This is a genomic window from Agromyces sp. PvR057 (assembly GCF_040547485.1).
In the GTDB taxonomy this organism is placed as follows: domain Bacteria; phylum Actinomycetota; class Actinomycetes; order Actinomycetales; family Microbacteriaceae; genus Agromyces.
The window spans coordinates 1900588-1927070 of the sequence record NZ_JBEPPT010000001.1; the positions used below are offsets into that span (position 1 = coordinate 1900588).

25 protein-coding genes and 1 pseudogene are annotated in these 26483 nt (G+C 68.0%); 11 read left to right on the forward strand and 15 right to left on the reverse strand.

The window, feature by feature from the left end:
* Window positions 1-6: 6 nt before the first annotated feature.
* Entirely contained in the window at window positions 7-330 is a 324-nt protein-coding gene (locus tag ABIC29_RS08690; RefSeq protein ID WP_354244369.1) for a hypothetical protein, read from the reverse strand.
* Between the two features lie 383 nt (window positions 331-713).
* Between ABIC29_RS08690 and ABIC29_RS08695 the strand changes: the two genes are divergently transcribed.
* Entirely contained in the window at window positions 714-1298 is a 585-nt protein-coding gene (locus ABIC29_RS08695) for a hypothetical protein (protein WP_354244372.1), read from the forward strand.
* A 206-nt stretch (window positions 1299-1504) separates the two neighbouring features.
* Here ABIC29_RS08695 and ABIC29_RS08700 read toward each other — a convergent pair whose 3' ends face one another.
* Window positions 1505-2695, reverse strand: coding sequence for an IS30 family transposase (locus ABIC29_RS08700; RefSeq protein WP_502915469.1), 1191 nt, complete (start codon window positions 2693-2695; stop codon window positions 1505-1507).
* A gap of 809 nt (window positions 2696-3504) precedes the next feature.
* Here ABIC29_RS08700 and ABIC29_RS08705 point away from each other — a divergent pair.
* On the forward strand, window positions 3505-3651 hold the full coding sequence (locus ABIC29_RS08705) for a hypothetical protein (RefSeq protein ID WP_158551799.1): 147 nt from the start codon (window positions 3505-3507) through the stop codon (window positions 3649-3651).
* Window positions 3652-3697: 46 nt separating this feature from the next.
* On the opposite strand, the gene ABIC29_RS08710 is transcribed toward ABIC29_RS08705, so the two are convergent.
* The 4 genes from ABIC29_RS08710 to ABIC29_RS08725 form a co-directional block, all read right to left on the reverse strand.
* Entirely contained in the window at window positions 3698-4642 is a 945-nt protein-coding gene (locus ABIC29_RS08710) for a patatin-like phospholipase family protein (protein WP_116081734.1), read from the reverse strand.
* A 172-nt stretch (window positions 4643-4814) separates the two neighbouring features.
* On the reverse strand, window positions 4815-6338 hold the full coding sequence (locus ABIC29_RS08715) for a leucyl aminopeptidase (protein WP_354244379.1): 1524 nt from the start codon (window positions 6336-6338) through the stop codon (window positions 4815-4817).
* Window positions 6335-8131 (reverse strand): MFS transporter, encoded by a 1797-nt coding sequence (locus ABIC29_RS08720; RefSeq protein WP_354244382.1) that lies wholly within the window; start codon window positions 8129-8131, stop codon window positions 6335-6337. The genes ABIC29_RS08715 and ABIC29_RS08720 overlap by 4 nt, the downstream gene beginning before the upstream one ends.
* Before the next feature lie 246 nt (window positions 8132-8377).
* On the reverse strand, window positions 8378-8680 hold the full coding sequence (locus tag ABIC29_RS08725; RefSeq protein WP_116081737.1) for a hypothetical protein: 303 nt from the start codon (window positions 8678-8680) through the stop codon (window positions 8378-8380).
* A gap of 67 nt (window positions 8681-8747) precedes the next feature.
* Between ABIC29_RS08725 and ABIC29_RS08730 the strand changes: the two genes are divergently transcribed.
* Window positions 8748-9515: an SDR family NAD(P)-dependent oxidoreductase gene (locus tag ABIC29_RS08730; protein WP_354244385.1), complete on the forward strand. Its 768-nt coding sequence runs from the start codon at window positions 8748-8750 to the stop codon at window positions 9513-9515.
* A 124-nt stretch (window positions 9516-9639) separates the two neighbouring features.
* On the opposite strand, the gene dhaM is transcribed toward ABIC29_RS08730, so the two are convergent.
* The 3 genes from dhaM to dhaK are packed head-to-tail and all read right to left on the reverse strand — an operon-like array spanning window position 9640 to window position 12047.
* Window positions 9640-10401: a dihydroxyacetone kinase phosphoryl donor subunit DhaM gene (gene dhaM / locus ABIC29_RS08735; RefSeq protein ID WP_354244388.1), complete on the reverse strand. Its 762-nt coding sequence runs from the start codon at window positions 10399-10401 to the stop codon at window positions 9640-9642.
* Window positions 10394-11041: a dihydroxyacetone kinase subunit DhaL gene (dhaL, locus tag ABIC29_RS08740; protein WP_354244391.1), complete on the reverse strand. Its 648-nt coding sequence runs from the start codon at window positions 11039-11041 to the stop codon at window positions 10394-10396. Before dhaL ends, dhaM begins: the two co-directional genes overlap by 8 nt.
* A 4-nt stretch (window positions 11042-11045) precedes the next feature.
* Window positions 11046-12047 (reverse strand): dihydroxyacetone kinase subunit DhaK, encoded by a 1002-nt coding sequence (gene dhaK, locus ABIC29_RS08745; protein WP_116081745.1) that lies wholly within the window; start codon window positions 12045-12047, stop codon window positions 11046-11048.
* 202 nt (window positions 12048-12249) lie between these two features.
* On the opposite strand from dhaK, the gene ABIC29_RS08750 reads away from it, so the two are divergent.
* Together ABIC29_RS08750 and glpK are read left to right on the forward strand one after the other, a co-directional pair.
* On the forward strand, window positions 12250-13008 hold the full coding sequence (locus ABIC29_RS08750; protein WP_116081748.1) for an MIP/aquaporin family protein: 759 nt from the start codon (window positions 12250-12252) through the stop codon (window positions 13006-13008).
* A gap of 120 nt (window positions 13009-13128) precedes the next feature.
* On the forward strand, window positions 13129-14643 hold the full coding sequence (glpK, locus tag ABIC29_RS08755) for a glycerol kinase GlpK (protein ID WP_116081750.1): 1515 nt from the start codon (window positions 13129-13131) through the stop codon (window positions 14641-14643).
* An 83-nt stretch (window positions 14644-14726) separates the two neighbouring features.
* Here the strand turns inward: glpK and trpD are convergent, their stop codons facing one another.
* A complete protein-coding gene (trpD, locus tag ABIC29_RS08760) occupies window positions 14727-15779 on the reverse strand; it encodes an anthranilate phosphoribosyltransferase (protein ID WP_116081752.1) in 1053 nt (350 codons plus the stop codon).
* A 132-nt stretch (window positions 15780-15911) separates the two neighbouring features.
* Here trpD and ctaE point away from each other — a divergent pair, with 132 nt between their 5' ends.
* The 6 genes and pseudogenes from ctaE (at window position 15912) to ABIC29_RS08790 (ending at window position 21048) form a co-directional block, all read left to right on the forward strand.
* Window positions 15912-16550 carry an aa3-type cytochrome oxidase subunit III gene (gene ctaE, locus ABIC29_RS08765; protein WP_116081754.1) on the forward strand — a complete coding sequence of 213 codons (639 nt, stop codon included), beginning with the start codon at window positions 15912-15914 and terminating at the stop codon, window positions 16548-16550.
* Window positions 16551-16599: 49 nt separating this feature from the next.
* Window positions 16600-17394 (forward strand): cytochrome bc1 complex diheme cytochrome c subunit, encoded by a 795-nt coding sequence (gene qcrC / locus ABIC29_RS08770; RefSeq protein ID WP_116081756.1) that lies wholly within the window; start codon window positions 16600-16602, stop codon window positions 17392-17394.
* 38 nt (window positions 17395-17432) lie between these two features.
* Entirely contained in the window at window positions 17433-18509 is a 1077-nt protein-coding gene (gene qcrA / locus ABIC29_RS08775; protein WP_116081759.1) for a cytochrome bc1 complex Rieske iron-sulfur subunit, read from the forward strand.
* Window positions 18506-20113, forward strand: coding sequence for a cytochrome bc1 complex cytochrome b subunit (gene qcrB / locus ABIC29_RS08780; RefSeq protein WP_116081763.1), 1608 nt, complete (start codon window positions 18506-18508; stop codon window positions 20111-20113). Before qcrA ends, qcrB begins: the two co-directional genes overlap by 4 nt.
* A 32-nt stretch (window positions 20114-20145) precedes the next feature.
* Window positions 20146-20268, forward strand: a pseudogene (locus ABIC29_RS08785) (putative RNA methyltransferase); the annotation flags it as partial.
* A gap of 48 nt (window positions 20269-20316) precedes the next feature.
* Window positions 20317-21048: a methyltransferase domain-containing protein gene (locus ABIC29_RS08790; protein WP_158551800.1), complete on the forward strand. Its 732-nt coding sequence runs from the start codon at window positions 20317-20319 to the stop codon at window positions 21046-21048.
* A 312-nt stretch (window positions 21049-21360) separates the two neighbouring features.
* On the opposite strand, the gene ABIC29_RS08795 is transcribed toward ABIC29_RS08790, so the two are convergent.
* The 5 genes from ABIC29_RS08795 to ABIC29_RS08815 all read right to left on the reverse strand — a co-directional run bounded on the left by ABIC29_RS08795 (window position 21361) and on the right by ABIC29_RS08815 (window position 26476).
* Window positions 21361-21783 carry a cytochrome c oxidase subunit 4 gene (locus tag ABIC29_RS08795; protein ID WP_116081768.1) on the reverse strand — a complete coding sequence of 141 codons (423 nt, stop codon included), beginning with the start codon at window positions 21781-21783 and terminating at the stop codon, window positions 21361-21363.
* A complete protein-coding gene (gene ctaD / locus ABIC29_RS08800; protein ID WP_055857888.1) occupies window positions 21784-23520 on the reverse strand; it encodes an aa3-type cytochrome oxidase subunit I in 1737 nt (578 codons plus the stop codon).
* Window positions 23517-24419: an aa3-type cytochrome oxidase subunit II gene (ctaC, locus tag ABIC29_RS08805; RefSeq protein ID WP_116081771.1), complete on the reverse strand. Its 903-nt coding sequence runs from the start codon at window positions 24417-24419 to the stop codon at window positions 23517-23519. Before ctaC ends, ctaD begins: the two co-directional genes overlap by 4 nt.
* 199 nt (window positions 24420-24618) lie before the next feature.
* A complete protein-coding gene (gene erpA, locus ABIC29_RS08810; RefSeq protein ID WP_116081773.1) occupies window positions 24619-24969 on the reverse strand; it encodes an iron-sulfur cluster insertion protein ErpA in 351 nt (116 codons plus the stop codon).
* Window positions 24970-25045: 76 nt separating this feature from the next.
* Window positions 25046-26476, reverse strand: coding sequence for a dipeptidase (locus ABIC29_RS08815; protein WP_116081775.1), 1431 nt, complete (start codon window positions 26474-26476; stop codon window positions 25046-25048).
* Window positions 26477-26483: the final 7 nt, after the last annotated feature.

Consider the following 26483-nt stretch of genomic DNA (forward strand, 5'->3'; position numbering starts at 1 on the left):
GATCCTTCAGCGCCACCCGTTGATGAGAGCCCGGATGGTGCGCTCGTAAGCGGTCCGTTCGAACCGGAGCGTGAGTTTCGGCCCATCCAGGCTGATCTCGTTCGTCACGCGGTCTTGGAAGGCGATATCGCTCCACTCGACGAATTGCTGACCGACTTCGACGCGCGCACTGATCGCGCCGCACCAGATATCGCCACACCTGCCGCAGAACAAGATGGCGGTTCGTCCGTCAGGAAACCGCACCGATTCTTCCTCCGCGCCGACGTCGCTGGAAAGCAGAGCATGCAGGCTGGCGGCGACGCCGGCGTCGTACTGGTTCGTTTCGTACATGAGCGGGCGCTGGTCATCGCGGGGATCACCGTATGCGACCCGGTCACGAAGGGAACGCCCATCAACGAGCCAATCGCGGAACCGGATTACCGTGCGGATCTTGGTCCGTCTCGGCCACCGTCCCCCGATGCATTCCTCAGCAGCCTCAGTCCAAGCCGAAGTGAGCACCGACATTTCATGCTTGGGAGGCGGTGGCTGCATGACGGAAGCGTAACCGCCCCTCGGCGATGGCCAACACCGTGGCCCGTAGCGGTTCGGTCGACACGGTGCCCAGAGCACAAGCGGATGGCGACGCGGTCACAACTGCATGACGATCCAGATGCGGACCTTCGGTCACCTTCTGCGTTCGAAACAATGTGGCGTGCCGTTCGAAGGGAGTCCCGGTGATCAGTCCGCTGCGTGAGGTGCAATGGCCGCCTGAGCAGGCCTACCAGCACAAGGCCCGTGTACTGCGCGGGTGGGTGATCGCACTGGCCGTCACCGTCGCGGTTGGAACGCTGATTCTCGGCGGACTGATCGTTCGACTGTCCTCCACCACACCCTTTCCAGTCGTCGTTTCGTCGCCACGCGACTGCCGGCTCAGCGAGGATGCCTACGCACCAAAGCTGTACATCGCCGCAGACCTAGCCGCGATGTCCGACGGGTCACTCATGAACGCATCCCCAATCAATCCGCGCGACCGGGGAGTGGCTGCCGTCGGCGTCGTCTCTTCACTGCCGCCTCTCTCAGCGCTCGACGATGCCGAGATCATGCACATCGCCCACGAAGCCGAACAGAACGAAACCTGGTTCGGTGACGACGAGGTGACCGGGGTCCTCGTCGCGGTCGTTGACACCGGAGGGCAGACAAGCGGTCACCTACAGGGACTGAGAACGACGTGGGCCCTCGGGGAACCCGCTGTCCAGCAAGATCTCCCGCTCGGTGTCAAGTTCACACCCACGACCTGCACAGTGACTACAACGGGATGACGTCCACGCCGTCTCTGTCCTTGGCCAACCTCACTCGCGTGGATCGCTGGCGCCCGTTTACCGGTCCCCCAGCGGTGCTCACGCTCGCGCGGGGAACCTGGAGTGCAACCAGCCGCCCGCGATTCCCGTAAGACCCGCCCGCGATCGTGTCCGGGTGACGGGGGGCGGATTCTGGTGATCGACGCAACAGAGTAGGTCGTTTCAGGCTATCCGAGTGCTGTTGCCGGGGCGCGGTGTTCTTGTCTCAGGCGGCGTGCCGGGGTGTCGTAGTCGAGGGTCTTCCGTGGGCGGTGGTTGATCTCGTTGACGACGCGGGTGACGTGTGCGGTCGAGTGTTGGGCGAGGTTCGTGCCTTTCGGGAAGTATTGACGGAGGAGTCCGTTGAAGTTCTCGTTCGCGCCGCGTTGCCAGGGGCTGGCGCGTTCAGCGAAGTAGATCGGGATACCGGTCGCGGCCGTGAGGGCTTCGTGGCTGGACATCTCCACGCCCTGGTCCCAGGTCAGGGAACGCTTCAGATGCGCAGGCAGGGTCGCGAACGCGCCGATCACGGCATGGTTCACGGACGCGGCAGTGTGGTCCTTCGGCAGGTTGATGACCATCCCGTACTGGGTCTTCCGTTCACGTAAGGTGACCATCGCGGAAACGGATCCGACCCCGACGATCAGGTCGCCTTCCCAGTGCCCGGCGACCTGTTTCGTCTCGATCTCCGCGGGACGTTGGTCGATCATCGTCATGTTCCGGATCCTCGAGCCTTGTCCGGTGCGGGTGCGCCACCGGGTCTTCCGGATCCGCCGACCGGTGCGCAGCTTGATCGCGTACCGCTGATGCAGTCCGCCGGGTTCTCGGAGAAGCAGGGCACGGTAGATGGTCTCGTGACAGACGTGCATGCTCGGCTCGTCGGGGTAGGTCTTGCGGAGCCATCCGGCGATCTCCTCGGGTGACCAGCACCGGTTCAGCTTGCGTTGCACGAGCAACCGCAGCGGCAGATTCGCGACCAGTCTTGGGGTCTTCGGGCGTGCGCGTTGCCGGCGCGCGTCAAGGTCCGCGGTGCGGGGCAGGTAGTTCCCGGCCGCGTCGGTGTGCCGGCGGAGTTCCCGGCTGATCGTCGACGGGTGCCGGCCGAGCTGCCTGCCGATCTGACGTATCGAACACCCCAACCGCAGCAGGTCCGCGATCTGTACCCGCTCCCGACCGGTCAGGTACCGTCCGCTCGATGGCCGTGGCGGGGTGAGTGAGGGGATGAGGAAGTTGTTCTGTTTGCGGATCCGGGTTCCGACGGGACGCGACATACCCAGGATTCTGCAAGCGTCCACGTTGCTGACGCCCTCACGCATCAACTGCCAGTACCGGTCGACCCGTTCCCGACGACGTCTCGTGGCATCGGTTTCGCCGAGCATCGCGTCGACCAACCCTGCCGACGCATGCAACGCGTCACGGTGCGCGGCAGTCGCCGCGTTCCGTTTGCGGCGTTCCGTGGCCTGCCGTTCTCGTTCGAAGGCCTCGGCCCGATGCGGCGTCAGCCGCAGCACTCGGATGGATCGCGTCAAGCTCACCCCGCTCGAGCGGAGTTCCCCGAAGCGGCGCTGGATCCACCGGTAGCCCGTGGAACGAGCCACGCCCACCGCCCGGCACGCGGCATCGCAATCCGCGCCACCCTCGAACGCAGCCCAGAACACCTGCTCCCGTGACGGATCCACCCGCAGATGATGGCGCCCATCACGCCCGACCAGCGCTTCCCAGTCCGGCAACCGACTCGAACGGAACCCAAGCGCATCGACCGCGTCACCGGCACTCAGCCCGCCACGACGGAGCTGGACATACCGGTCGCGAAGGAACCGATACCCGACCTCCTTATTGATCCCCGCCATCCGGGCGGATCCTTTGAGTCCATGACCCTGCCCTATCGCAGAGAGAAACCGCACAGCCGCAGGAGAAGAGAACGACAACACCACGAGCAACAACCTCCAAGAAGGGGTGTTGCATCGATCAATAGAATCCGGGGGGGCCCTAAACGCTTCAGACCCGAGCTTTGTGGAAAAACGGTTAAGGGACTTCACCATCAAAATCTTCTCGTCCTGCAGAAAACCCACTTGACCGGGAGTTCAGCGCCGTGGAGGTCGCCCGTCCGAAAGTCCGCCGCGCGTCGACGCACTCGGAGGTGCAGGATGGACGGAGACGGCCGAAGACGACACGCACCGGGGGCGACATGACCGATTCAGAGCATCACGAGCACCGGGTGACCAACCGCCGCTATGACGAGCTCAAAGCCGAGTACTGCCGGCGGTGCGGCTTGCCCGTCTCACCCGGCGAAGCTCACGAGCACGACGACGAGGCCTCGGCCGACCGCGACTGACCGTCATCGACGAGCGTGGCTGGCCCTCCGATTCGCGCCCGGTCCGTCAGGACCAGAACTCCGTGAGCCGCGGAGCGAGCGCCACGCCCTGGTCGTGGCCGGCCCGCGCCGCCGGCGGTCGCAGGGCGGGATTCATCCCCGCCGGGCCGAACAGGTGTTCGAGATCGTCGCCAGGGAAGATCGTCTCGACACCGCTCCCCCGCGCATGGAGTTCCGCGATCTGGGTCTCGAGGTGCAGGCCCCAGGCCATCGGGGTCCGCGTCCTCCCGCTGAACGGCGAGAGCACCAGCACGCGCGCGCAACCGGCGGCGAGGTCGGCATTCTCGGCATTGGATCGGTAGCCCCCGTCGATGTACTGCGCGCGGCCGATGCGGTACGCGGAACCGCTCGAGCAACTGGCGGCCACGGCATCGGCGAGGTCGACGCCGCTGCTGCGGTCGAACACCACCGGTTCGCCGGTTCCGGCATCGACGGCCGTGATGAGGATCCGCTGTCCAGGCCAGCTCCCGCTCGGCAGTCGGGAGGCGACGGTCGCACGCCATCGTTCCTGGACGGACTCGTCGGATGCCGCGGCGAGGGCGATCGCCGCGGCACCCATCCGGCGGCGCAGGTCCGCCGGACCCTCGGCGGCTTCGATGATGCGGCGCGTCCGCTCCATGTGCTCGATGACCGAGGTCGCGGAGGCACGCCCGCCGGATGTTCCGGCCGGACCTGCCGGCGCGTGCGGCGGAGCGCTGTCGAGGATGTCGGCCAGCAGGCGGGTCGGGCTCGCGCCGGTGATCTGGGCCGCCGCCGTCGATCCGGCTGACGTGCCGACGATCAGGTCGGCCGCGGTCACGTCCAGCCCTGCCTCGAAGAGGCCGGCGACGACGCCGATGAGCCAGGCGTTGCCGGTCGACCCGCCGCCACCGAGGACCAGCGCGGTGCGGGGGTGTTGTTGCGACAGGTCGAGAGCGGTCGCGTGCGTGATGTTCGAGCGAGAGGAGTTCATCGTCGGGGCTTTCTGAGCGGAGATGCAGCGCTCCCCCGCGACGGCTACGTCAGTCGCGAGATCGTGAACTCGAAGGAGCGCCCAGAGTGGACTGTGCGTGCATCGGGCTCACCTCCTCGGATCGTGTCACGTTCGACGAGTACGTTACCCGCTCGAGCGCGACCTTGCGACCTCAGCTCGGGGGCGTGAAGTCCCGTGCGACCTCGATGAGGATGCGCGTGCCGTAGCCCGTCGCGCCCTTCGAACGCCAGGCGTCATCGGCGTCGGACTGCATGGTTCCGGCGATGTCGAGATGGGCCCATGCAGTGTCGCCGACGAACTCCGCGAGGAACAGGCCGGCCGTCGCTGCGCCGGCCGATGCCCCGCCGAGGTTCGAGATGTCCGCGACATCCGAATCGAGCTGCTTGCGGTACTTGCGTTCGAGCGGCAGCTGCCATGCGGGCTCGTCGGTCGCGTCGGCGGCGGCCTTGACGCGGTCGACGAGGGACTGGCTGGTTCCGAACAGGGCCGCGGTCGACGGCCCGAGCGCCATGAGCGCCGCACCGGTGAGCGTCGCGATGTCGATGATCGCGTCGACGCCCGCCTCGGTGGCGAGCACGAGGCCGTCCATCATGACGAGACGCCCCTCGGCATCCGTGTTCTTGACCTCGACGGTCCTGCCTCCGCGCGCCGTGAGCACGTCGCCGAGCTTGTACGCCGAGCCAGACGGCATGTTGTCGGTGCACATGAGCCACCCGGAGACGGCGGCCGATGCGCCGAGATCCCGCAGGGCGGTGAAGGCCGCGAGCACCGACGCCGCGCCGCCCATGTCCATCTTCATGAGCAGGTGCATGGGGTCCGACGGCTTCAGGCTGATGCCGCCCGAGTCGTACATGATGCCCTTGCCGACAAGCCCGAGATGCCCGGTCGGCTCCCCCACTGGCGCAAAGCGGAGCACGATGAGCCTGGGCTCCTCGGCGCTGCCGGCGTTCACGCCGAGCAGACCGCCGCACCCCATCTCGATGAGCTCCTGCTTGTCGAAGGCCTCGACATCGAACCCGAACCGCTCGCCGAGGGCCGTCGCGACATCCGCCATGTCGGTCGCCGTGAGGTGGCTCGGCGGCGTGTTCGCGAGGTCGCGGGCGATCGCGGTCGCCCGCGCGGTCACGAGGCCCTGGGCGATGCCGTCGGATGCCGCGGCCGCGTCGACGCCGTCGAGCAGCAGTTCGACCGAGGCGAGCTTCGGCTCCCGTGCGGTGGCCCTGAGGGCGTCGTAGCGGTAGCGCGCGAGCAGCGCACCCTCGGTGAGCGCACGCGCAGCGGATGTCGCGTCGACGCCGCCGATCGAGGGCACCCTCAGGCCGATGCGCGTCGCCTTCGGCACGGCTCGAACGAACGCGGCCGCGGCATCGCGCAGCCGGTTCTCGGATGTCTCGGAAGCCGGGCCCGTGCCGATGACGACGAGCAGCGTCGCCTCCGCGCCCACGAGCACGAGCGACGTGCCGCTCTTCGCCTCGAACCCGGCGCGCGCCAGGGCATTCCGGTCGACGGGCACGCCTTCGGGCAGGTCGCCGTCGGTGTGCACGAGCACGCCGATGGCCTCGAGCGCGCCGGCACCGAGCTCGGTCACCGCCACCACCTCGACGGCATCGGATGCCGTGAGCGACGGGATCGCCGAGAATCCTGCGGGGATGAGCTTGTTCGGGCTGCGGGTCATCGTGCTGCCTCCGTCGTCTCCGCGCCCGCGGATGCGGACGCCTCGGTGTTGATCGCCTCGGTGTTGATCGCCGCGGTGTTGATCGCCGCGGTGTTGATCGGCTCGGTGCCGTTCTCGGGATCGACGACCTCGTCGATCGGATCGTCGTCGTCTGGCTCGAGCTTCTCGGGCAGGTCGCCCTTGCGCACCCCGGGCATCCGCGTCGCGGGAACGATCGCGAGCAGGGCGAGCAGCGCGAGGCCGAGCAGCGAGAGCTGCAGGGCGTGCAAGCGCGCCTCCTCGTTGATCTCGACCGCTGCCGCGATCTCCGCGTCGGTCGCCGATGTGCCGGCGAGGTCGCTCTCGACCTGCTCGTTGGTGCGGAAGTCGGCCTCGTTGATGTTCACCTCGCTGATCAGCTCCTGGCTGATCTCGGGATGCTCGACCGCCGACGACGCGAGCGTCGACGCGAGGATGCCGACGGCGAACGCGGTCGCGACCGCGATGCCGACCGATCCGGAGAGGTTGTGCACGAGGCCACGCCACGCGCCCACATCGCCGGCGAGCTGCTTCGGTGCCGCGGAGAGCAGCGTGTTGAACACGAGGGCGACGATCGATCCCTGTCCGAGGCCGAGCAGGATCAGGCCGATCACGACGAAGGCCTGCCCCCAGTCGCCGCGCACCGTGAACGCCAGCAGGGTGAGGGCGAGTGCGACGACGATGAATCCCGCGGTCGCGAGCACGCGCGGCGCGAACCTGCCGTAGAGGTAGGCGACGAAGGTCGAAGCAAGGAAGATCGAGAGCGTGTACGGGATGATCGAGAACGACGTCTCGATGCCGCTGAGTCCCTGCACGACCTGCATGTAGAGCGGGATCAGGAAGTTCGCCGCGGTTCCGACGAACAGCATGATCGCCATGCACGCGGTGACCGCGCGTTCCGACCCCGTGGCCAGCACCCGCAGGTCGAAGATGCGCGGTCGCCCCGCGCTCCCCCGCCGTCGCAGCCAGAGGAAGAACACCTGCCCGACAACGAGGCCGAACACGATGAGCAGCGGAGCGGGCGACACGCCGAGCACGTCGAACGGCGCCTGCGTCGTGGCATCCCACACGCCCCAGGTGTTCAGCCCCGAGAACCCGAAGCTCAACAGCACGATCGACACGGCGGCGATCGCGGCGCCCACCCAGTCGATGGTCAGGCCTGGCTGACTCGGCACCTTCTTGAGTCCGAAGCTCAGCAGCAGGTTGACGGCGCCGAGGGCGACCATGAGCGCGAACGACCAGCGCCAGCCGATCGTCGTCGCGAACGAGCCGGCGATGAGCAGGGCCAGCACGCCTGCGGCGGGGATCGCGGCCGCGAGGAGCCCGATCGCCTTCGCCTGCTGGTCGCCGTGGTAGTTCGTCGCGATGAACACCGTGAGCGCGGGTGCGATGAGTGCGATGACCGCGCCCGACGACGCCTGCGCGATGAACAGCATCGCCGGGCTCTGCGAGAGCGCGACCCCTGCCATCGCGAGCGCGTGGATGCCGACGGCGATCTGGAACACGCCGCGCGTGCCGAACCTCGCACCGATCTTCGCGCCGAGCAGGATGAACGCCGCCATCGCGAACGTTCCGGCCGTGATGGCCGTGCCGACCGACGATGCCGCCGTGTCGAGATCCGTCGTGATGCCGGCCATCGAGACCGTCAGGGCGTTCACGGCGAACGACGCCTGGATCTGCGTGAGCACCACGACGATCAATGGCAGCCACGGCGCGTTGGCCTTGACCGCCGGCTCCCCCGCCGCAACCGCTCCGACCCGCTCGCTCGACCCCATCACGCACTCCATCCCCGACTGACGCAGCCCACTCCCAATGGGAATGGGCGCTCATCGACGACAGTACTGCCCCGCCCCCGGGGCACGGAACAGGCAACGCTGCGGCGTCCCCACCGCGGCGCCCGGCATGGGTCATTCAGTCGATGCCAGCATGGACACGCCGCAACCCATTCCTGGAACGCATCATTGTCATGCGTTGCGCGCGTGCATGACGCCCGGTAGCGACGGCTGCCGCGCGCACCGCGGTCAACGGTCGGTCGGCATCCCCAGTTCGTTGAGCGGCGTGTCGATCGCTCGTTCCGGCAGACGGTCGGCGGTCGGGCACTCGAGCATCGAGTTCGGCGTCGAGTGGTCGATGCGGTGCTCTCCCATCGCGTGCCCGCAGAGCGGACACGGTCGAGCAGCGATCGGCGTGGGATCCTCGGGCCTGTCGTCGACCGCTGGCGATCCGCCGAACGCGGGCGTGAGCGCTCGATCCATGCGGTCGAAGAATCGAGTGAACGAGTTTCCGGTCTTGCCCTCAGGCGGGCTCGTCAGCGTGCGCACCATGCGCGGATGCTACGCCTGCCCGATCCCCGCCGCCAGCACCACGGGACATCCGTTCTACGCTGGAATCATGACGACACGCGAGCCCCTGAACCGACCGGTCACGATCATCACCGGCGGCAGCCGGGGCATCGGCGCCGCGATCGCCGTGCGACTCGCCGCCGAGGGCCACGACCTCGTGCTCACGTACCGAGACCGGATCGCCGACGCCGAGTCCGTGAAGGCCGAGTGCGAGGCGGCCGGTGCGCAGGTCCTGCTGGTCCAGGTCGACATGGACGATCTGGATGCCGCGGCGCAGGTCGTCCCGGCCGCGATCGAGCGGTTCGGCACGGTCACCGGCCTCGTGAACAATGCGGGCATCACGGCGCGCATCGGACCGTTCCTCGACGCGCCCATCGAGGAGACCGAGCGGGTCTTCCGCATCAACGTGCTGGCCCCGACCCTGCTCACCCAGGCAGCGGTCGCGCACATGGCCACCGATCGCGGCGGCGCCGGCGGCGCCATCGTGAACATCTCCTCGGGCGCGGCGACGAGCGGCTCGCCGAACACGTACGTCACCTACGCCATGAGCAAGGCGGCGCTGAACGCCCTGACGATCGGGGCGTCGAAGGAGTTCGGCCCGGTCGGCGTGCGCGTCAACACGGTCTCGCCCGGCACCACCCGCACCGAGATCCACGCGGCGGCCGGCCGACCCGACGCCCCCGACGAGCGCGCGCCCGGCATCCCGATGCGTCGGCCTGGCGAGGTGCACGAGATCGCGGGCGCGGTCGTCTACCTGCTGTCCGACGATGCGTCGTACACCTCGGGCGCCGACATCCGCGTCGCCGGCGGCAACTGACCCAGGCGGCCCCACGCGCACTCGGCCACGTGGCCGAGAGCACCACGGAACGGCGGATGCGCGCATCCGCCGTTCCTGTTTCGTTCGCCCGGTCGCGACATCCGTTCGTCGCGACCGAGGACCGTCAGTGCTCGCCGAACCCGCTCTGCACGAGTGCCGCGATCGCGTCGACCGCGGCGCCGCCCTCGGGGTCCTCGCTCGCGATCTCGATCGACGCGCCCTTCGTGAGCCCGAGCGACATGATCGCGAGCAGGCTCTTCGCGTCGGTGCCGTTCACGGTGACGCGCTGGCCGAACGTGCTGGCGAGCTTCACGAGCTCGGCGGCGGGCCGTGCGTGCAGCCCGTCGGCGTTCGTGATGGTCGCGCGCCTGACGTGCCCGACGCCGGCATCCGCCGTGCTCGTGTCGGGCGGTGCGTCGGATGCGGGTGTGTCGGCGTCGCGAGGTGCGCTCGCGTCATCCGGCGCACCGGAGTCGCTGCCGGTGCCCGTGTTCGCCGACCGCGCCGCCGCGACCACCGCGTCGAGCGGCTCGCCGGACTCGGCGGCCACGGCTGCCGCCACACCGCCCTCGACGAGCGGCGCGTCGGCGATCGCGACGCGGTCGCGCACGTCGTCGTCGAGGAAGTCGAGCGCGGTCTCGGTCGTGAGGATCGCCGAACCCAGGTCGCAGAGCACGACGACGCCCGCACCGGAATCCGCCTCGCCGATGGCCGCCGTGACGCGGTCGAAGCTCGTGCCGATGCGCCCGTCACCCGTTCCGCCCGCGGCGACGAGCGCAACGGACGGCGCCATCTGCGCGGCGAGTTCGACGAGCCCCTCGGCGATCTTCGCCGAGTGCGAGACGAACACGAGCCCGATGCGCTGCTGCCCGCCCACCTCAGGCACCGGTCGAGTCGGACGCGGCATCGGCGGCGGCCCGGAGGAGCAGGGCCGTCGACTGCGCACCGGGATCGCGGTGGCCGGCCGAGCGCTCGCCGAGGTAGCTGGCACGGCCCTTGCGGGCGACGAGCGGCTCGGTCGCGAGCGCACCGGCCTCGGCCGCATCGGCGGCGGCCGCGAGCACGGCCGTGGCGTCGGCGCCGGATGCCGCGGCCGCCGTCGCGGCGTCGACCGCCGGCGTCCACGCGTCGATCATCGTCTTGTCGCCCGACTCGGCCTTGCCCCGAGAGACCACGCCGTCGCGAGCCGCCGTGAGGAGCCGGGCGATCGCCTCGCCGTCGAGCGAGGACTCCGAACCGGCCGAGGCCGCGGCCTTGAGATAGGCCGTGCCGTACAGCGGACCGGCGGCCCCGCCCACCGTCGAGATGAGCGTCATCGCGACGAGCTTGAGCACGTCGCCCGGGGTCGAACCCGCCGCGAGGTCGTCGAGCTTGGGAATCACGGCCGTGAAGCCGCGATCGAGGTTCTCGCCGTGGTCGCCGTCGCCGATGTCGCGATCGAGTCGGATCAGCTCGACCCGGTGCTCGGCGACGACGTCGGCGCTTCGCCTGACCCAATCGACCGCCCAGGTGATGTCCAGTCCCACGCGCTTACCGCCCCCATCGCAACGCGGCTGTCTGCACCGGCGCATCCCACAGCTGAACCAACTCGTCGTCGAGCTTCAGCAGCGTGATCGACATCCCCTGCATCTCGAGTGCCGTGATGTAGTTGCCGACGAGCGAGCGCTCGACCGCGATGCCGCGCTCGCGCAGCACCTCGTCGGCACGACGATAGGCCAGGTACAGCTCGACCTGCGGCGTGCCGCCCATGCCGTTGACGAACAGCAGCACGCGGTCGCCCTCGCCGAACGGCAGGTCCGAGAGGATCGGCTCAAGCAACCGGTCGACCAGGCGATCCGCCGGCTCGAGGCCGACGCGCTCGCGACCGGGCTCGCCGTGGATGCCGATGCCGATCTCGATCTCGTCGTCGCCGAGGTCGAAGCTCGGCTCACCCGCGTGCGGTACGACGCAGGCCGTGAGGGCCAGGCCCATCGACCGCGCGTTCGCATTCACGCGCTCCGCGAGGTCGGCGACCTCGTCGAGCGAGTCGCCCCGCTCGGCCGCCGCACCCGCGATCTTCTCGACGAGCACCGTGCCGGCGACGCCCCGTCGCCCGGCGGTGTAGAGCGAGTCCTTGACGGCCACGTCGTCGTCGGTGACGACCGCCCGCACGGTGATGCCGTCCATCGCCGCGAGCTCGGCCGCGGTCTCGAAGTTCAACACGTCGCCGGTGTAGTTCTTGACGATGTGCAGCACGCCGGCCCCGCCGTCGACCGCCTTGGTCGCCGCGAGGATGGGATCGGGCGTCGGCGACGTGAACACGGCGCCGGGCACGGCCGCGTCGAGCATGCCGAAGCCGACGTAGCCGGCGTGCAGGGGCTCGTGGCCGCTGCCGCCACCGCTGACGATGCCGACCTTGCCGGCGATCGGCGCGTCGGCGCGGACCACATGCACGGGGTCGAGTTCGACCCGCACCAGATCCGCGTGGGCCCGTCCGAATCCGGCGACCGATTCCTCGACCACCCGCTTCGGGTCGTTGATGATCTTCTTCACGCTCATCCTTCCCCCGGGCTGCAGGATGCCGAGCGACCATGCATCGGCCCCGACGCAGCACTCCCGTCGCAAACCTACGCCAGCAGACGACCGGCGTGGAAGAGGGTTCTCCAACTCCCGCGCGGCCATTCCCCCCACAGGTGCCGCGGGGATATGGTGACACTGCGGCCGCAAGGATGCGGCGCACGCGAAGGGGGTAGCTATGAATCTCGGGATCATCTTCCTTTCGGAGATGGTGGGCACGGCGATGCTGGTCCTGCTCGGTTGCGGTGTCGTGGCGAATGTCGCGCTCGCGAAGAACAAGGGCCACAACGGCGGGTTCCTGATGGTGAACATCGGCTGGGGCCTCGCGGTCTTCGCCGGCGTCATCGTCTCGTATGCATCCGGCGCTCACCTGAACCCGGCTGTCACGCTCGGCCTCACGGCGAACTTCCTCGGCAAGGGAGAGACCGAGTTCGTTCCGGGCATCCCGATCGACGGTGCGTCGATCTTCACCTACATCAGCGCGCAGTTCGTCGGTGCCTTCATCGGTGCCATCTTCTGCTGGCTCGCGTACAAGCAGCACTTCGACGAGGAGCCGGAGGCCGCCAACAAGCTCGGCGTGTTCTCGACCGGCCCTGCGATCCGCTCCTACGGGTGGAACCTCGTGACCGAGATCATCGGCACGTTCGTGCTGGTGTTCGTCATCCTCGGGTTCTCGTACGGCGGCACGCCCGCCGAGCTCGGCGCGATTCCCGTGGCATTCCTCGTGATCGCGATCGGCGCCTCCCTCGGTGGCCCGACCGGCTATGCGATCAACCCCGCGCGCGACCTCGGTCCGCGCATCGCCCACGCGCTGCTGCCCATCAAGGGCAAGGGCGGCAGCGACTGGTCGTACTCGTGGGTCCCGGTGGTCGGTCCGATCGCCGGCGGCCTCCTCGCAGGATGGGCCGCGCTCGCCCTCCTGCCCGTACTCGGCTGAGCGAACGTGCCCGCGCACGACTGAGCGGGCACCGGCGGCCGGCCCGCGCCGACTCGGCGCGGGCCCCCGATCAATGAATGGCGCGCCTCGCGCTGCGAGGGCGCAGACAGAGAGGAAGTCATGGCCGACTACATCCTGGCGATCGACCAGGGAACCACGAGCAGCCGCTCGATCATCTTCGACAAGAAGGGGTCGGTCATCGCGACCGGGCAGCTCGAGCACGAGCAGATCTTCCCCAAGGCGGGCTGGGTCGAGCACGACCCGATGGAGATCTGGCACAACACGCGCGAGGTGATCGGCCAGGCGCTCGGCAAGGCCGACCTCACCCGGCACGACATCGCCGCGATCGGCATCACCAACCAGCGCGAGACCGCCGTCGTATGGGACAAGAACACGGGTGAGCCCGTGTACAACGCGATCGTCTGGCAGGACACGCGCACCCAGTCGATCGTCGACCGCCTCGCGGCCGACGGCGGCGTCGAGCGGTTCAAGCAGATCGTCGGCCTGCCGCTGGCGACGTACTTCTCGGGCACCAAGATCGTGTGGATCCTCGAGAACGTGCCCGGTGCGCGCGAGAAGGCCGAGGCCGGAGACCTGCTCTTCGGCACGACCGACACCTGGGTGCTCTGGAACCTCACCGGCGGTCACGAGGGCGGCGTGCACGCCACGGACGTCACGAACGCGAGCAGGACGCTCTTCATGGACCTCGAGACCCTCGAGTGGCGAGACGACATCCTCGAGGCGTTCGGGGTTCCGAAGTCGATGCTCCCCGAGATCCGCTCCTCGTCCGAGGTCTACGGCACCGCCGAACCGTCGAGCCTCCTCCGCGAGGTCCCCGTCGCCGGCATCCTGGGCGACCAGCAGGCCGCCACCTTCGGCCAGGCCGCGTTCGACGCCGGCGAGTCGAAGAACACCTACGGCACCGGCAACTTCCTCATCTTCAACACCGACACGGAGATCGTGCACTCGAAGAACGGGCTGCTCACGACGCTCGGGTACAAGCTCGGCGACCAGCCGGCGCACTACGCGCTCGAGGGCTCGATCGCGGTCACGGGTTCGCTGATCCAGTGGCTGCGCGACAACCTCGGCCTCATCTCGAGCGCCCCAGAGGTCGAGGAGCTCGCGAAGACCGTCGACGACAACGGCGGCGCCTACTTCGTGCCGGCGTTCTCGGGCCTGTTCGCGCCGTACTGGCGACCTGACGCCCGCGGCGCCCTGGTCGGGCTGACCCGCTACGTGAACAAGGGGCACATCGCTCGAGCGGCGCTCGAGGCCACGGCGTTCCAGACACGCGAAGTGCTCGAAGCGGTGAACGCCGATTCGGGCGTGGACCTCACCGAGCTCAAGGTCGACGGCGGCATGATCGCGAACAACACGCTCATGCAGTTCCAGGCCGACATCCTCGGCGTCCCCGTGGTCCGACCGGTGGTCGCCGAGACCACAGCGCTCGGCGCCGCGTACGCCGCCGGACTCGCGGTCGGCTTCTGGTCGGATCTCGACGAGCTCCGCGCCAACTGGCAGGAGGACTCGCGCTGGGAGCCGAAGATGGAGCCCGAGGAGCGCGATCGCCAGATCCGCCTCTGGAAGAAGGCCGTCACGAAGACGTTCGACTGGGTCGACGACGACGTGACGTGACCCGAACCCTCGTCATCGAACCGAGCACGGGCCCCGCGGATGCCGCGGGGCCCGTGCCGCGCGTCGAGGTGCCTCGATCGTGCTCAGCGCTTGGTCGCGGCCACCCACTCGTCGAGCTTGCGCGCGGCCGCCCCGCTGTCGATGGTCTCGGCGGCGACCGCCATCTGCTCGGCGAACCGGTCGAGGATCGACCGCTGCACCTGCGCGGGATCCTGTGCGAGCGCGTACGAGACGAGGCCCGCTGCGGTGTTCAGCACCACGATGTCGCGAACGGGGCCCTGCTCCCCCGCGAGCACCCGGTGCACGACCTCGGCGTTGAAGGCCGCGTCGCCGCCGGCGAGCTGCGCGATCTTCGCACGGGGGATCCCGAGATCGCGCGGGTCGAGGTCGTGCTCCTTCACGGTGCCGCGCGAGACCTCCCACACGTGGCTGTGGCCGGTGGTGGTGAGCTCGTCGAGTCCGTCGTCGCCGCGGAACACGAGCGCCGTTGCTCCACGCGTCTGGAACACGCCGACGATCAGCGGAACCCGGTCGAGGTGCGCGACCCCGACGGCGGATGCCTCGGGCCGGGCAGGGTTGCAGAGCGGGCCGAGGAAGTTGAACACGGTGGGAACGCCCAGCTGTGCGCGCACGGCGCCCGCGTGCCGGAATCCGGGGTGGAACGCGGAGGCGAACGCGAAGGTGATGCCCGCCTCGTCGAGCACTGCGCCGACCCGCTCGGCCGGGAGCGTGAGGTCGATGCCGAGTGCGGCGAGCACGTCGGAGGATCCGGAGGCCGAGCTGGCAGCGCGGTTGCCGTGCTTGATCACCGGGACGCCGGATGCCGCGGCCACCACGGAGGCCATGGTCGAGACGTTCACCGTGCCGAACCGGTCTCCCCCGGTGCCGACGATGTCCAGCGCCATGGGATCCACATCGAGCGGAATCGCGTGCTCGAGCACCGCATCCCGGAAGCCGACGACCTCGTCGACCGTCTCCCCCTTGGCGCGGAGCGCCACGAGGAACGCCGCGAGCTGCGCCTCGGTCGCCGCCCCCGTCATGACCTGCTCCATGCACCAGGCGGCATCCGACACGCTCAGGTCTTCTCCTGCGAGGAGGGCGGTCAGGATCGCGGGCCAGGTCTGTTCGGCGGACATGTTGACGATACTAGCCACCGGATTCAAGGCTGATTCACGGGCCGCTCCCACCCTGAGTTAGGGTAACCTAACCGGGATCAGGGCGACACGAGTCCCGAGGATGACGAAAACTCAGTGCTGATTTCAGCCATAATGGTCATCGTGACGAGCACCTCAGTGACTTTCCAGGCGAGCGCGCCGGTAATCAAACGACCGAACACCGTAGCGGTGGGAACGATCGTCTGGCTCGGCAGCGAAGTCATGTTCTTCGCTGGCCTCTTCGCGATCTACTTCACGCTCCGGTCGATGTCGCCCGAGCTGTGGGCGGCGCAGGCCGACGTGCTGAACTTCCCGTTCTCGCTGACGAACACGATCATCCTCGTGCTCTCGTCGGTGACCTGCCAGTTCGGCGTGTTCGCGGCCGAGCGCATGCAGCCGTACGCAACCGGCTGGAAGCCGACCCAGTGGGGCATGGTCGAGTGGTTCTTCCTCACCTTCGCCATGGGCGCGGTCTTCGTCTCCGGCCAGGTCTGGGAGTACGCGACGCTCGTCTCCGAGGGCATCGCGCTCGACTCCGACTCCTACGGGTCGGCCTTCTACCTCACCACCGGCTTCCACGGCCTGCACGTGACCGGCGGTCTCATCGCGTTCCTCCTCGTCATCGGCCGTGTCTTCGCGGTCAAGAACTTCGGCCACAAGGAGGCCACGAGCGCGATCGTCGTGTCCTACTACTGGCACTTCGTCGACGTCGTCTGGATCGGCCTGTTCCTGGTCATCTACGTCCTCAAATAATCGGCAGCAGGAGCGCCCACCCAGCATGCACGCGAACAGGAAGAACCCCATGAACCGCCAGAAGCGACGCACAGGCCGCCGGCACCCGCTCGCCACGGTCGCACTGCTCGCGATCGGCCTCATCTTCACGGGTGGCGCCTACGCCGCCCTGAGCGCGGGAACGACCGCGCAGGCCGAGACCGATCTCACGTCGCAGCAGACCATCGACGAGGGCAAGAAGCTCTTCCAGGCGAACTGCGCGACCTGCCACGGTCTCTCCGCCCAGGGCACCGAGACCGGTCCGAGCCTCATCGGCGTCGGCGCCGCATCGGTCGACTTCCAGGTCGGCACGGGCCGCATGCCCATGCAGATGCAGGGCCCTCAGGCCCAGGTCAAGCCGGTCCAGTTCACCGACGAGCAGATCCAGCAGCTGGCCGCGTTCGTCGCCTCGCTCGGCCCCGGCCCGTCGATCCCGCCCGCGCACCTCGTCGACGGCGGCGGTGACGCCGCGAATGGTGCGGAGCTCTTCCGCATCAACTGCGCGATGTGCCACAACGTCGCCGGCGCAGGTGGCGCGCTCACCGAGGGCAAGTTCGCCCCGGCGCTCACCGAGACCAGCGGCGTGCACATCTACGAGGCGATGGTCACCGGACCGCAGAACATGCCGGTCTTCAGCGACCTCAACATCTCGCCCGAAGACAAGCGCGACATCATCACGTACCTGAAGTACGTGCAGGACAACCGGTCTCCCGGTGGATTCGAGCTCGGCTCGCTCGGCCCCGTCGCCGAGGGCCTGTTCATCTGGATCTTCGGTCTCGGCGCGATCGTCGCGATCACCGTGTGGATCACGGCGAAGTCCAACTAAGCGCACGTCGGTACCGAAGTACCTGAAGAAGGAGAACCATGGCCCAGGACGACCACAGCGGAGCTGAGCTCACCGCTGCCGACTCGTCGCATGCCGCGCACGAATCCGATGCCTCCCCGGGCACCGCGCTGATCGTTCAGGACGCATTCGCGAACCCCGGATTCCCGCCGCATCGCCCCCGTGTGACCGACGAAGACCCCAAGCGGGAGAAGCGCGCACAGCGCACGGTGTACACACTCTTCTACCTGTCGCTCCTCGGGAGCCTCTGGGCGGTCGCCGCGTACATGCTCTTCCCGATGGAGTCGAACAACGTCGGCGACGTTCGACTGAACAACCTCTTCATCGGACTCGGTGCCGCGCTCGCACTGCTCGCGCTCGGCATCGGCATCGTTCACTGGGGCAAGGCGGTCATGGTCGACGTCGAGCTCGTCGACGAGCGCCACCCGGTCGGCGGATCCCCCGAGACGCAGGCCGCCGCCGCCAAGGTGTTCACCGACGCCGACCGCGAGTCCGGCTTCACGCGCCGCGCCGTGATCCGGAACAGCCTCATCGGCGCGCTCGTCGTGTTCCCCCTTCCCGCAGTCGTGCTCTTCCGCGGCTTCGCCCCGCAGGACCAGCTGCCGGTGCCGCTGCTCAGCCACACCATGTGGCGCAAGGGCACGCGCCTCGCCCTCGACCCGAGCGGCGTGGCGATCAAGGCCTCCGACGTCACCATCGGCAGCGCGTTCCACGTCATCCCCGAGGGCCTCGCCGAGCTCGAGCACGGCAAGCTCGAGGAGAAGGCCAAGGCCGCCGTCCTCCTCATGCGCCTCGACCCGAGCGAGCTGAACCAGCTCCCCGAGCGAGCCGACTGGTCGTACGACGGCATCGTCGCGTACTCCAAGATCTGCACGCACGTCGGTTGCCCCGTCGCGCTCTACGAGCAGCACACGCACCACCTGCTCTGCCCGTGCCACCAGTCGCAGTTCGACGTGGCGAACCACTGCGAGGTCATCTTCGGACCGGCCAAGCGACCGCTGCCGCAGCTGCCGATCGCGATCGACGACGAGGGCTACCTCATCGCGCAGAGCGACTTCACCGAACCCGTCGGCCCGAGCTTCTGGGAGCGTCATTGAGCACCGCATCGCCCACCACGGACACGCAGAAGCGATCGTTCACGACCGCCGCGGCCGTCTATGTGAACGAACGCACGAGCGTCGCCGGCTTCATCAAGGAACTCGGCCGCAAGGCGTTCCCCGACCACTGGTCGTTCCTCCTCGGTGAGATCGCGCTCTTCTCCTTCGTCGTCGTACTCATCTCGGGCACGTTCCTGACGTTCTTCTTCCAGGCCTCGATGGCCGAGGTGCACTACGACGGCTCGTACGTGCCCCTGAAGGGCGTCGAGATGTCCGTGGCCATGGCGTCGACGCTCGACATCTCGTTCGACATCCGCGGCGGGCTCTTCGTCCGCCAGATGCACCACTGGGCGGCCCTGCTCTTCGTGGCTGCGATCGGCCTGCACATGCTGCGCATCTACTTCACGGGTGCGTTCCGCAAGCCGCGCGAGTTCAACTGGGTGATCGGCTTCACGCTCTTCATCCTCGCGATGGCCGAGGGCTTCACCGGCTACTCGCTCCCCGACGACCTGCTCTCCGGCAACGGCCTCCGCATCATCGACGGCCTCGTCAAGGGAATCCCGCTGGTCGGCACCTGGATCTCGTTCCTGCTCTTCGGCGGCGAGTTCCCGGGCACCCAGATCGTCGGACGCCTGTACACGCTGCACATCATGCTGCTGCCCGCGTTGGTCATCGCGTTCATCGCGCTGCACCTCGTGTTCGTCGTCGTGCACAAGCACACGCAGTATGCGGCCCCCGGCAAGACGCAGCTGAACGCGGTCGGCCCGCCCGTGCTCCCCGTGTACGCCGCGAAGGCCGGTGGATTCTTCTTCATCATCTTCGGCGTCATCGCGCTCATCGCCTCGCTGTTCACGATCAACCCGATCTGGAACTACGGCCCCTACGACCCGTCGCCCGTGTCGGCTGGTACGCAGCCCGACTGGTACATCGGCTTCGCCGACGGCGCGCTCCGACTCATCCCGCCGGGATGGGAGTTCGTCTGGCTGGACCGCACGTGGTCGTTCAACATCCTCGTGCCGCTCATCGCGATCGGGATCTTCATCGTCCTGGTGCTCATCTACCCCTTCATCGAGGCGTGGATCACCGGCGACAAGCGCGAGCACCACATCGCGGACCGTCCCCGCAATGCACCGACCCGCACCGCGATCGGCGCCGCCGGCGTCACGTTCTACGCGGGCCTCTGGGCCGCTGCGAGCTCGGACATCCTCGCGACGCACTTCTCGCTGACGATGGAGGGTGTGATCCACGCACTCCAGGCCGTGGTGATCCTCGGACCGTTCATCGCGTTCTTCATCACGAAGCGCGTCTGCATCGCGCTGCAGAAGAAGGATCGCGAGATCGCTCTGCACGGGTTCGAGTCGGGTCGAATCGTGCGCCTTCCGGGTGGCGAGTTCATCGAGGTGCACGAACAGCTCGACGAATACGACCGCTGGCGCCTCGTGAGCTTCGACACGTACCAGCCGCTGATGATCCGCCCGAACGCTCGCGGCAAGATCACCGTCGGCCAGCGCTTCCGTGCGTCGCTCTCGCGGTGGTTCTTCGAGGACCGCATCGAGCCCATCACCAAGGGCGAGCTCGAGTCCGGCCACGACGGCCACCACTGATCCATCCACTCAACAGTTCGGGCACCGTGACCATGTCGTTCGATACGACGTGGTTCCGGTGCCCGAACTGTTTCTCAGCGCTCTCATCGGTCGATTCGCTGGTGATCGGATGCGAGAACGGTCATCGCTTCGATGTCGCGCGCCAAGGCACGGTCACGCTCCTTCCACCGCGCGCTCCACGCACGATCGGCGACGATCACGCGATGCTCACGGCTCGGGCGGCGCTGCTCGACTCCTCCCTGTACGGTCCGATCTGCGAAACGGTCGCCGATCTTGCAACCCCGGCCCCGAGGCTTCCGGCAGAATCCGCGGATGCTACCGCCGACGGACCCCGCCTCGTCGACTTCGGATGCGGCACGGGCTACTACGCCGCGCAGGTCGCCGCGCGCGTCTCCGCCTCCTCCGTGCTCCTCACGGACCGCTCCCCCATCGCCGTCCGCATGGCGACCCGAAGCATCCCGGGCGCGACCGGCGTCGTCCTCGACATCTGGCGCCCACTGCCGCTCCGCGATGCGTCCGCCGATCTCGCGCTCAACATCTTCGCCCCGCGCAACCCCGTTGAGTACGCGCGCGTCGTCCGTCCCGGCGGCGTCCTCGTCGTCGTGGTCCCACGCGAGGGCCATCTCGCGGAGCTCCGACGCGACGGCTCGGTCCTGACCGTGCCGGCAGACAAGGAACGGCTCGTCGCCGAGTCGCTCGGCGCCGCCGGCTTCGCGGTCGCCGCTCGTGAACACGTCGAGTACGCGGCATCCGTCACGGCGGACCAGCGCGCACACCTCGTCGCAATGGGGCCGTCGGCACACCACTCGCGTGAAGCCACGATGGATGCCCTGAGCGACGACGACTCCCCCAGCGCCCACGGATCAGCGCAACAGGTCACCGTCTCGGTCGACGTTCTGACGTTCCGACGAGAGATCGCCTCGGCATCGGCCTGATCGGCCCACGCCCCGCCGCACGTTTCCGGCCCCTCTCGGCACGGTGCCGCACAATGGGCCGCGCTCGTCGCAGGACGGCCGCTCGCGGTCTGCGACGCCATGGCTTCCCTCACACCCTCGCACGCGGTCCGAAGGCCTCAGGGGCCCCCAGCAGCGCTCCGGAGGTGCGCCCAGGCATTCCTTTTCCGCCCTTGCGCAGCAGGAACGGCGTCGTCCGCGAGCTCGCGGACGATCCAAGGCGCGGAGCGCGAGTGCCTGACAGAACAAAATGGCCCCGACACAAGCGTGTCGGGGCCATTTCAGAGATTCGGGTCAGCGTGCGAAGTTGCCGCGGTAGTACTCGTAGACCCAGCCCACGAGGCTGATGACGCCGATGCCGACGGCGATGAACGAGATCCAGAAGCCGACCGCGAGGCCGAGGAACAGCAGTGCGGCCGAACCCGCGAGCATGATCGGCCACCAGCTCCAGGGGCTGAAGAAGCCGAGCTCGGGGTCGCCGTCGTCGATGTTGGCGTCGAGACGGTCTTCGGGAAGCTCAGCGCCCTGCGCCTTGTGCACCCGTCCGAGGTAGAACGCGATGAACGCGGCCAGGACGGCGCTCAGCGAGATGGCGACCAGGCCGACCCACTCCACACCGGGCTCGAGGTCATCGACTGCGGTCCACGCGATGTACACCGCGGCCGCGGCCGCGAAGAATCCCGCGAGGATCCAGAAGAGAACGACGTTCGCGCGCATCTACTTGACTTCCTTCGTCTCTGCGTCGAATACCGGCGCGTCGGGTGCGTCCTTGCCCGGCCCGATGCCGACGGGGATGCCGGCTTCGGGGTGGTTGAGGTCGAACGCAGGCGACTCCGAGCGGATGCGCGGGATCGAGGTGAAGTTGTGACGAGGCGGCGGGCAGCTGGTCGCCCACTCGAGCGAGCGGCCGTAGCCCCACGGGTCGTTCACCGTGACCTTCGGCGCCCGACGAGCGGTGATGTAGACGTTCAGGAAGAACGGGATCAGCGAGATCGCGAGGATCGCGGAACCGATCGTCGACAGCTGGTTCATCCAGGTGATGTTGTCTTCAGGCAGGTACGAGTAGTACCGGCGGGGCATCGCGACGACTCCGAGCCAGTGCTGGATGAGGAACGTCGTGTGGAAGCCGATGAAGAGCAGCCAGAAGTGCCACTTGCCGAGCGACTCGTTCAGCATCTTGCCGGTCCACTTGGGCCACCAGAAGTAGAAGCCGGCGAACATCGCGAACACGACGGTGCCGAAGACCACGTAGTGGAAGTGCGCGACCACGAAGTACGTGTCGGACACGGCGAAGTCCAGCGGCGGCGAGGCGAGGATCACGCCGGTGAGACCACCGAACACGAAGGTGATGAGGAAGCCGACCGACCAGACGAGCGGCGTCTCGAACGTGATGGACCCACGCCACATCGTGCCGATCCAGTTGAAGATCTTCACACCCGTTGGAACCGCGATGAGCATCGTCATCAGCGAGAAGAACGGCAGGAGGACCGAACCGGTGACGTACATGTGGTGCGCCCAGACCGTGACCGAGAGTGCGGCGATCGCGATGGTCGCGTACACGAGGGTGGTGTATCCGAAGATCGGCTTGCGGCTGAACACCGGGAAGATCTCGGAGACGATGCCGAAGAACGGCAGCGCGATGATGTAGACCTCGGGGTGTCCGAAGAACCAGAAGAGGTGCTGCCACAGGATGACGCCGCCGTTGGCGGGGTCGTAGATGTGGGCGTCGAACACGCGGTCGGCGGCTGCGGCGAGCATGGCCGCCGCCAGCACGGGGAACGCCATCAGCACGAGGATCGAGGTCACGAGGGTGTTCCACGTGAAGATCGGCATGCGGAACATGGTCATACCGGGCGCGCGCATCGTGATGATCGTGGTGATGAAGTTCACCGCGCCGAGGATCGTGCCGAAGCCGGAGAGGCCGAGGCCGAGCATCCAGAGATTGCCGCCCACGCCTGGTGAGAAGGTCGTCGAGGCCAGCGGCTGATACGCGAACCAGCCGAACGAGGCCGCGCCCTGCGGGGTGAAGAACCCGGCGACCGCCATCAGCGAACCGAACGCGAACATCCAGAAGGCGAAGGCGTTCAGGCGCGGGAAGGCGACGTCAGGGGCGCCGATCTGCAGCGGCATGAGCACGTTCGCGAATCCCGCGAAGAGCGGCGTCGCGAACATCAGGAGCATGATCGTGCCGTGCATGGTGAACAGCTGGTTGTACTGCTCGCGAGTCTGCACGATCTCGAGGCCGGGCTCGAAGAGCTGGGCGCGGATGATGAGTGCCATCACGCCGGCGATGCAGAAGAAGACGAACGAGGTGATCAGGTACATGTACCCGATGACCTTGTGGTCGGTCGAGGTGATCCACTTGACGAGGATGTTGCCCTTGCGCTCGACCTTCGAGGCCCCGAAGGGAAGGCTGCTCGACTGCGGCCGAGCCGGTGCGGTCGTGGTGCTCATTCGCCTTCGTGCTCCTCTTTCAGTTCGGGCGCGCCCGTTCCGGGCAGGTTCTGGTTGCGGTCGTACTCGTTGGAGAGCTGACCCTCCTGGCCGAGATCGCGCAACGAGTCGATGTACTCCTCGTACTCCGCCTCGGAGACGACCTTCACGTTGAAGAGCATGAGCGAGTGGTACTCGCCGCAGAGCTCGGCGCACTTGCCCTCGTAGGTGCCCTCACGTTCGGGGACGAACGACATGTAGTTGGTCTTGCCCGGGAACATGTCCTTCTTGTAGAGGAAGTCCACGACCCAGAACGAGTGGATCACGTCGCGCGACTCGAGCTCGATCTCGACGTTCTTGCCGACCGGCAGGTAGAGCGTGGGGATCTCGGACTCGACGAGCGAACCGTCTGCGCCCTCATCGTCGAGCTGGCCCTGGATGCCGGGCGAGTAGACGTCCTCGTTCACGTAGTTGAAGTCCCACGCCCACTGCTTGGCGATGACCTCGACCTGGACGTCGATGTCGTCTGCGGCGAACCGCTTCTCGATCTCGGCCTGGTCACGTGCGGTGAAGGCGAAGAAGCCGAGCACGAGGATCAGGGGCACGATCGTGTAGAACACCTCGATCGGCATGTTGTAGCGCAGCTGCACGGGGAGGCCGGTCTGGCCCTTGCGGCGACGGTAGGCGATGACCGCCCAGATCGTCAGACCCCAGGTGATGACACCGACGATGAGCAGCACGATCCACGACGTGACCCACAGGCCCGAGACGCGCTCGGTGTGGTTCGTGACGGGAGGCTGCCCCTCCTCGAAGCCCGGCAGGAATCCGTTCAGCTGAGCCGTCGTGCACCCTGCGAGTACGAGGCTGAGCGACGCTGCGATCGGGATTGCAGCCCATCGGAGACGGCGATTGTGGCGCACCGGTGACCTTTCGGGAGACTCGAAGGCGCTTCACAGCGAAGCGCATGATCGTGGAACAGCCTACTCCGACTCAGCCCCGCCAGTGTGCATGTCAGGGCCGTTTCGGGCCTCTCTCGGCGCGGAATTCCGGCACCATCGGCGCAAAGAAAGAAGGGAGGCTGCCAATGGCAGCCTCCCTTCGCTCAGTTCGGATCGATCCTCAGTGGAACGAATCACCGCATGCGCAGCTGCCTTCGGCGTTCGGGTTGTCGATCGTGAAGCCCTGCTTCTGGATCGTGTCCTCGAAGTCGATCGAGGCGCCGTCGAGGTACGGCACGCTCATCTTGTCGACGATGACCTCGACGCCGTCGAAGTCGACGACCGCGTCACCCTCGAGCAGACGCTCGTCGAAGTACAGCTGGTAGATGAGCCCCGAGCAGCCGCCGGGCTGCACTGCGACGCGGAGTCGCAGGTCGTCGCGGCCCTCCTGCGTGAGGAGGCTCCGCACCTTGTCGGCTGCGGGGTCGCTCAGCTTCACGCCGTGCGTCGTTTCGGTGATCGTGTCGCTCATGTCTCTCCTCGGTGCGTCGAAGAACGCCTCATGTTCAGTGGAAGTCTAACCCGGTGCGCTGCGAGATGGCCCGGAATCAGGATGCTCCGCTCCCCCGTGCGTCGAGGCGCGCGAGCAGCAGCGCCTCGCTGAGGAGCGCACGCTTGAAGACGCCGAGGTGCAGCGACTCGTTCGGGCTGTGCGCGCGCGAGTCGGGGTCCTCGACGCCGGTCACGAGGATCTGCGCGCCGGGGAACTCCTCGACGAGCTCGGCGATGAACGGGATCGACCCGCCCACGCCGATGTCCACCGGAGGCCTGCCCCAGGCATCCGTCATCGCAGCCCGCGTGTCCTCGACCGCCCAGCCGCTCGTGTCCACGAGGAACGCCTGGCCGAGGTCGACGCCCTCGAAGCCGAGCTGCACGCCGAAGGGCGCGTGCGCCTCGAGGTGCACGCGGATCGCCTCGAACGCCTCCGAGGCGTCCTGACCCGGCGCGATGCGCGCACTGACCCGCACGAGCACCTCTGGTACGAGCGTGTTCGAGGCGTTCGCGACATCCGGTGCGTCGATGCCCGTGATCGTGACGGACGGCTTGGCCCAGATGCGCGAGAGGATCGCGCCGTCGCCGATGGGCGTGACGCCGTCGAGGAGTCCGGTCTCGGCCCTGAGCTGGGCCTCGTCGTAGGCCGGCGGGTCGAGGTCGGCGCTCGCGAGGCCGTCGACGGCCACGGACCCGTCCTCCGTCCAGATCGTGTCGAGCAGGCGGATGGCCGCGAGCATGGCGTCAGGCACCGCGCCGCCGTACATCCCGGAGTGCGAGGCGTGCGCGAGCGTGCGGATGCGCACGTTGAAGGCCACCGCGCCTCGCAGCGCGACCGTGATGGCCGGCGTCTCGAGGTCCCAGTTGCCGGAGTCGGCGACGACGATCGCGTCGGCGGCGAGCAGGTCGCGATTGTCGCGGAGGAAGTTCGCGAACGAGCGCGACGCCCACTCCTCCTCGCCCTCGATGAAGACGGCGATGCCGAGGTCGAAGTCTCCCGCAGCCTCGGCGAAGGCGCGGATCGCGCCGACATGGGCCATCACGCCGGCCTTGTCGTCGGCCGCACCTCGTCCGTAGAGCCGATCGCCGCGCTGCGTCGGCTCGAACGGCGAGGTCTCCCAGTCGTCCTCCTTGCCGGGGGGCTGCACGTCGTGGTGCGCGTAGAGCAGCACGGTCGGGCGGCCGTTGCGTGCCGGGCGGCTCGCGACCACGGCCGGCTGGCCGAGCTCCGATCCGTCTTCGACGGCGGACCGGCGGATGTCGACGAGATCGAACACGCCGGTGTCGCGGAGCAGGGCCGCGACCGCCTCCGCACTCTGCGCGACGTGGGCGGGGTCGAACGCCGGCCATGACACGGAGGGGATTCGCACGAGGTTCGAGAGATCCGCGACGGTCGAGGGGAAGCCGACGTCGACGGCGTCGCGGATCGCGGCGACGATCTCGCGTGCGCGGGAGGAATCGTGATCGGTGGGATGGGGCTCGGTCATGCCGGTA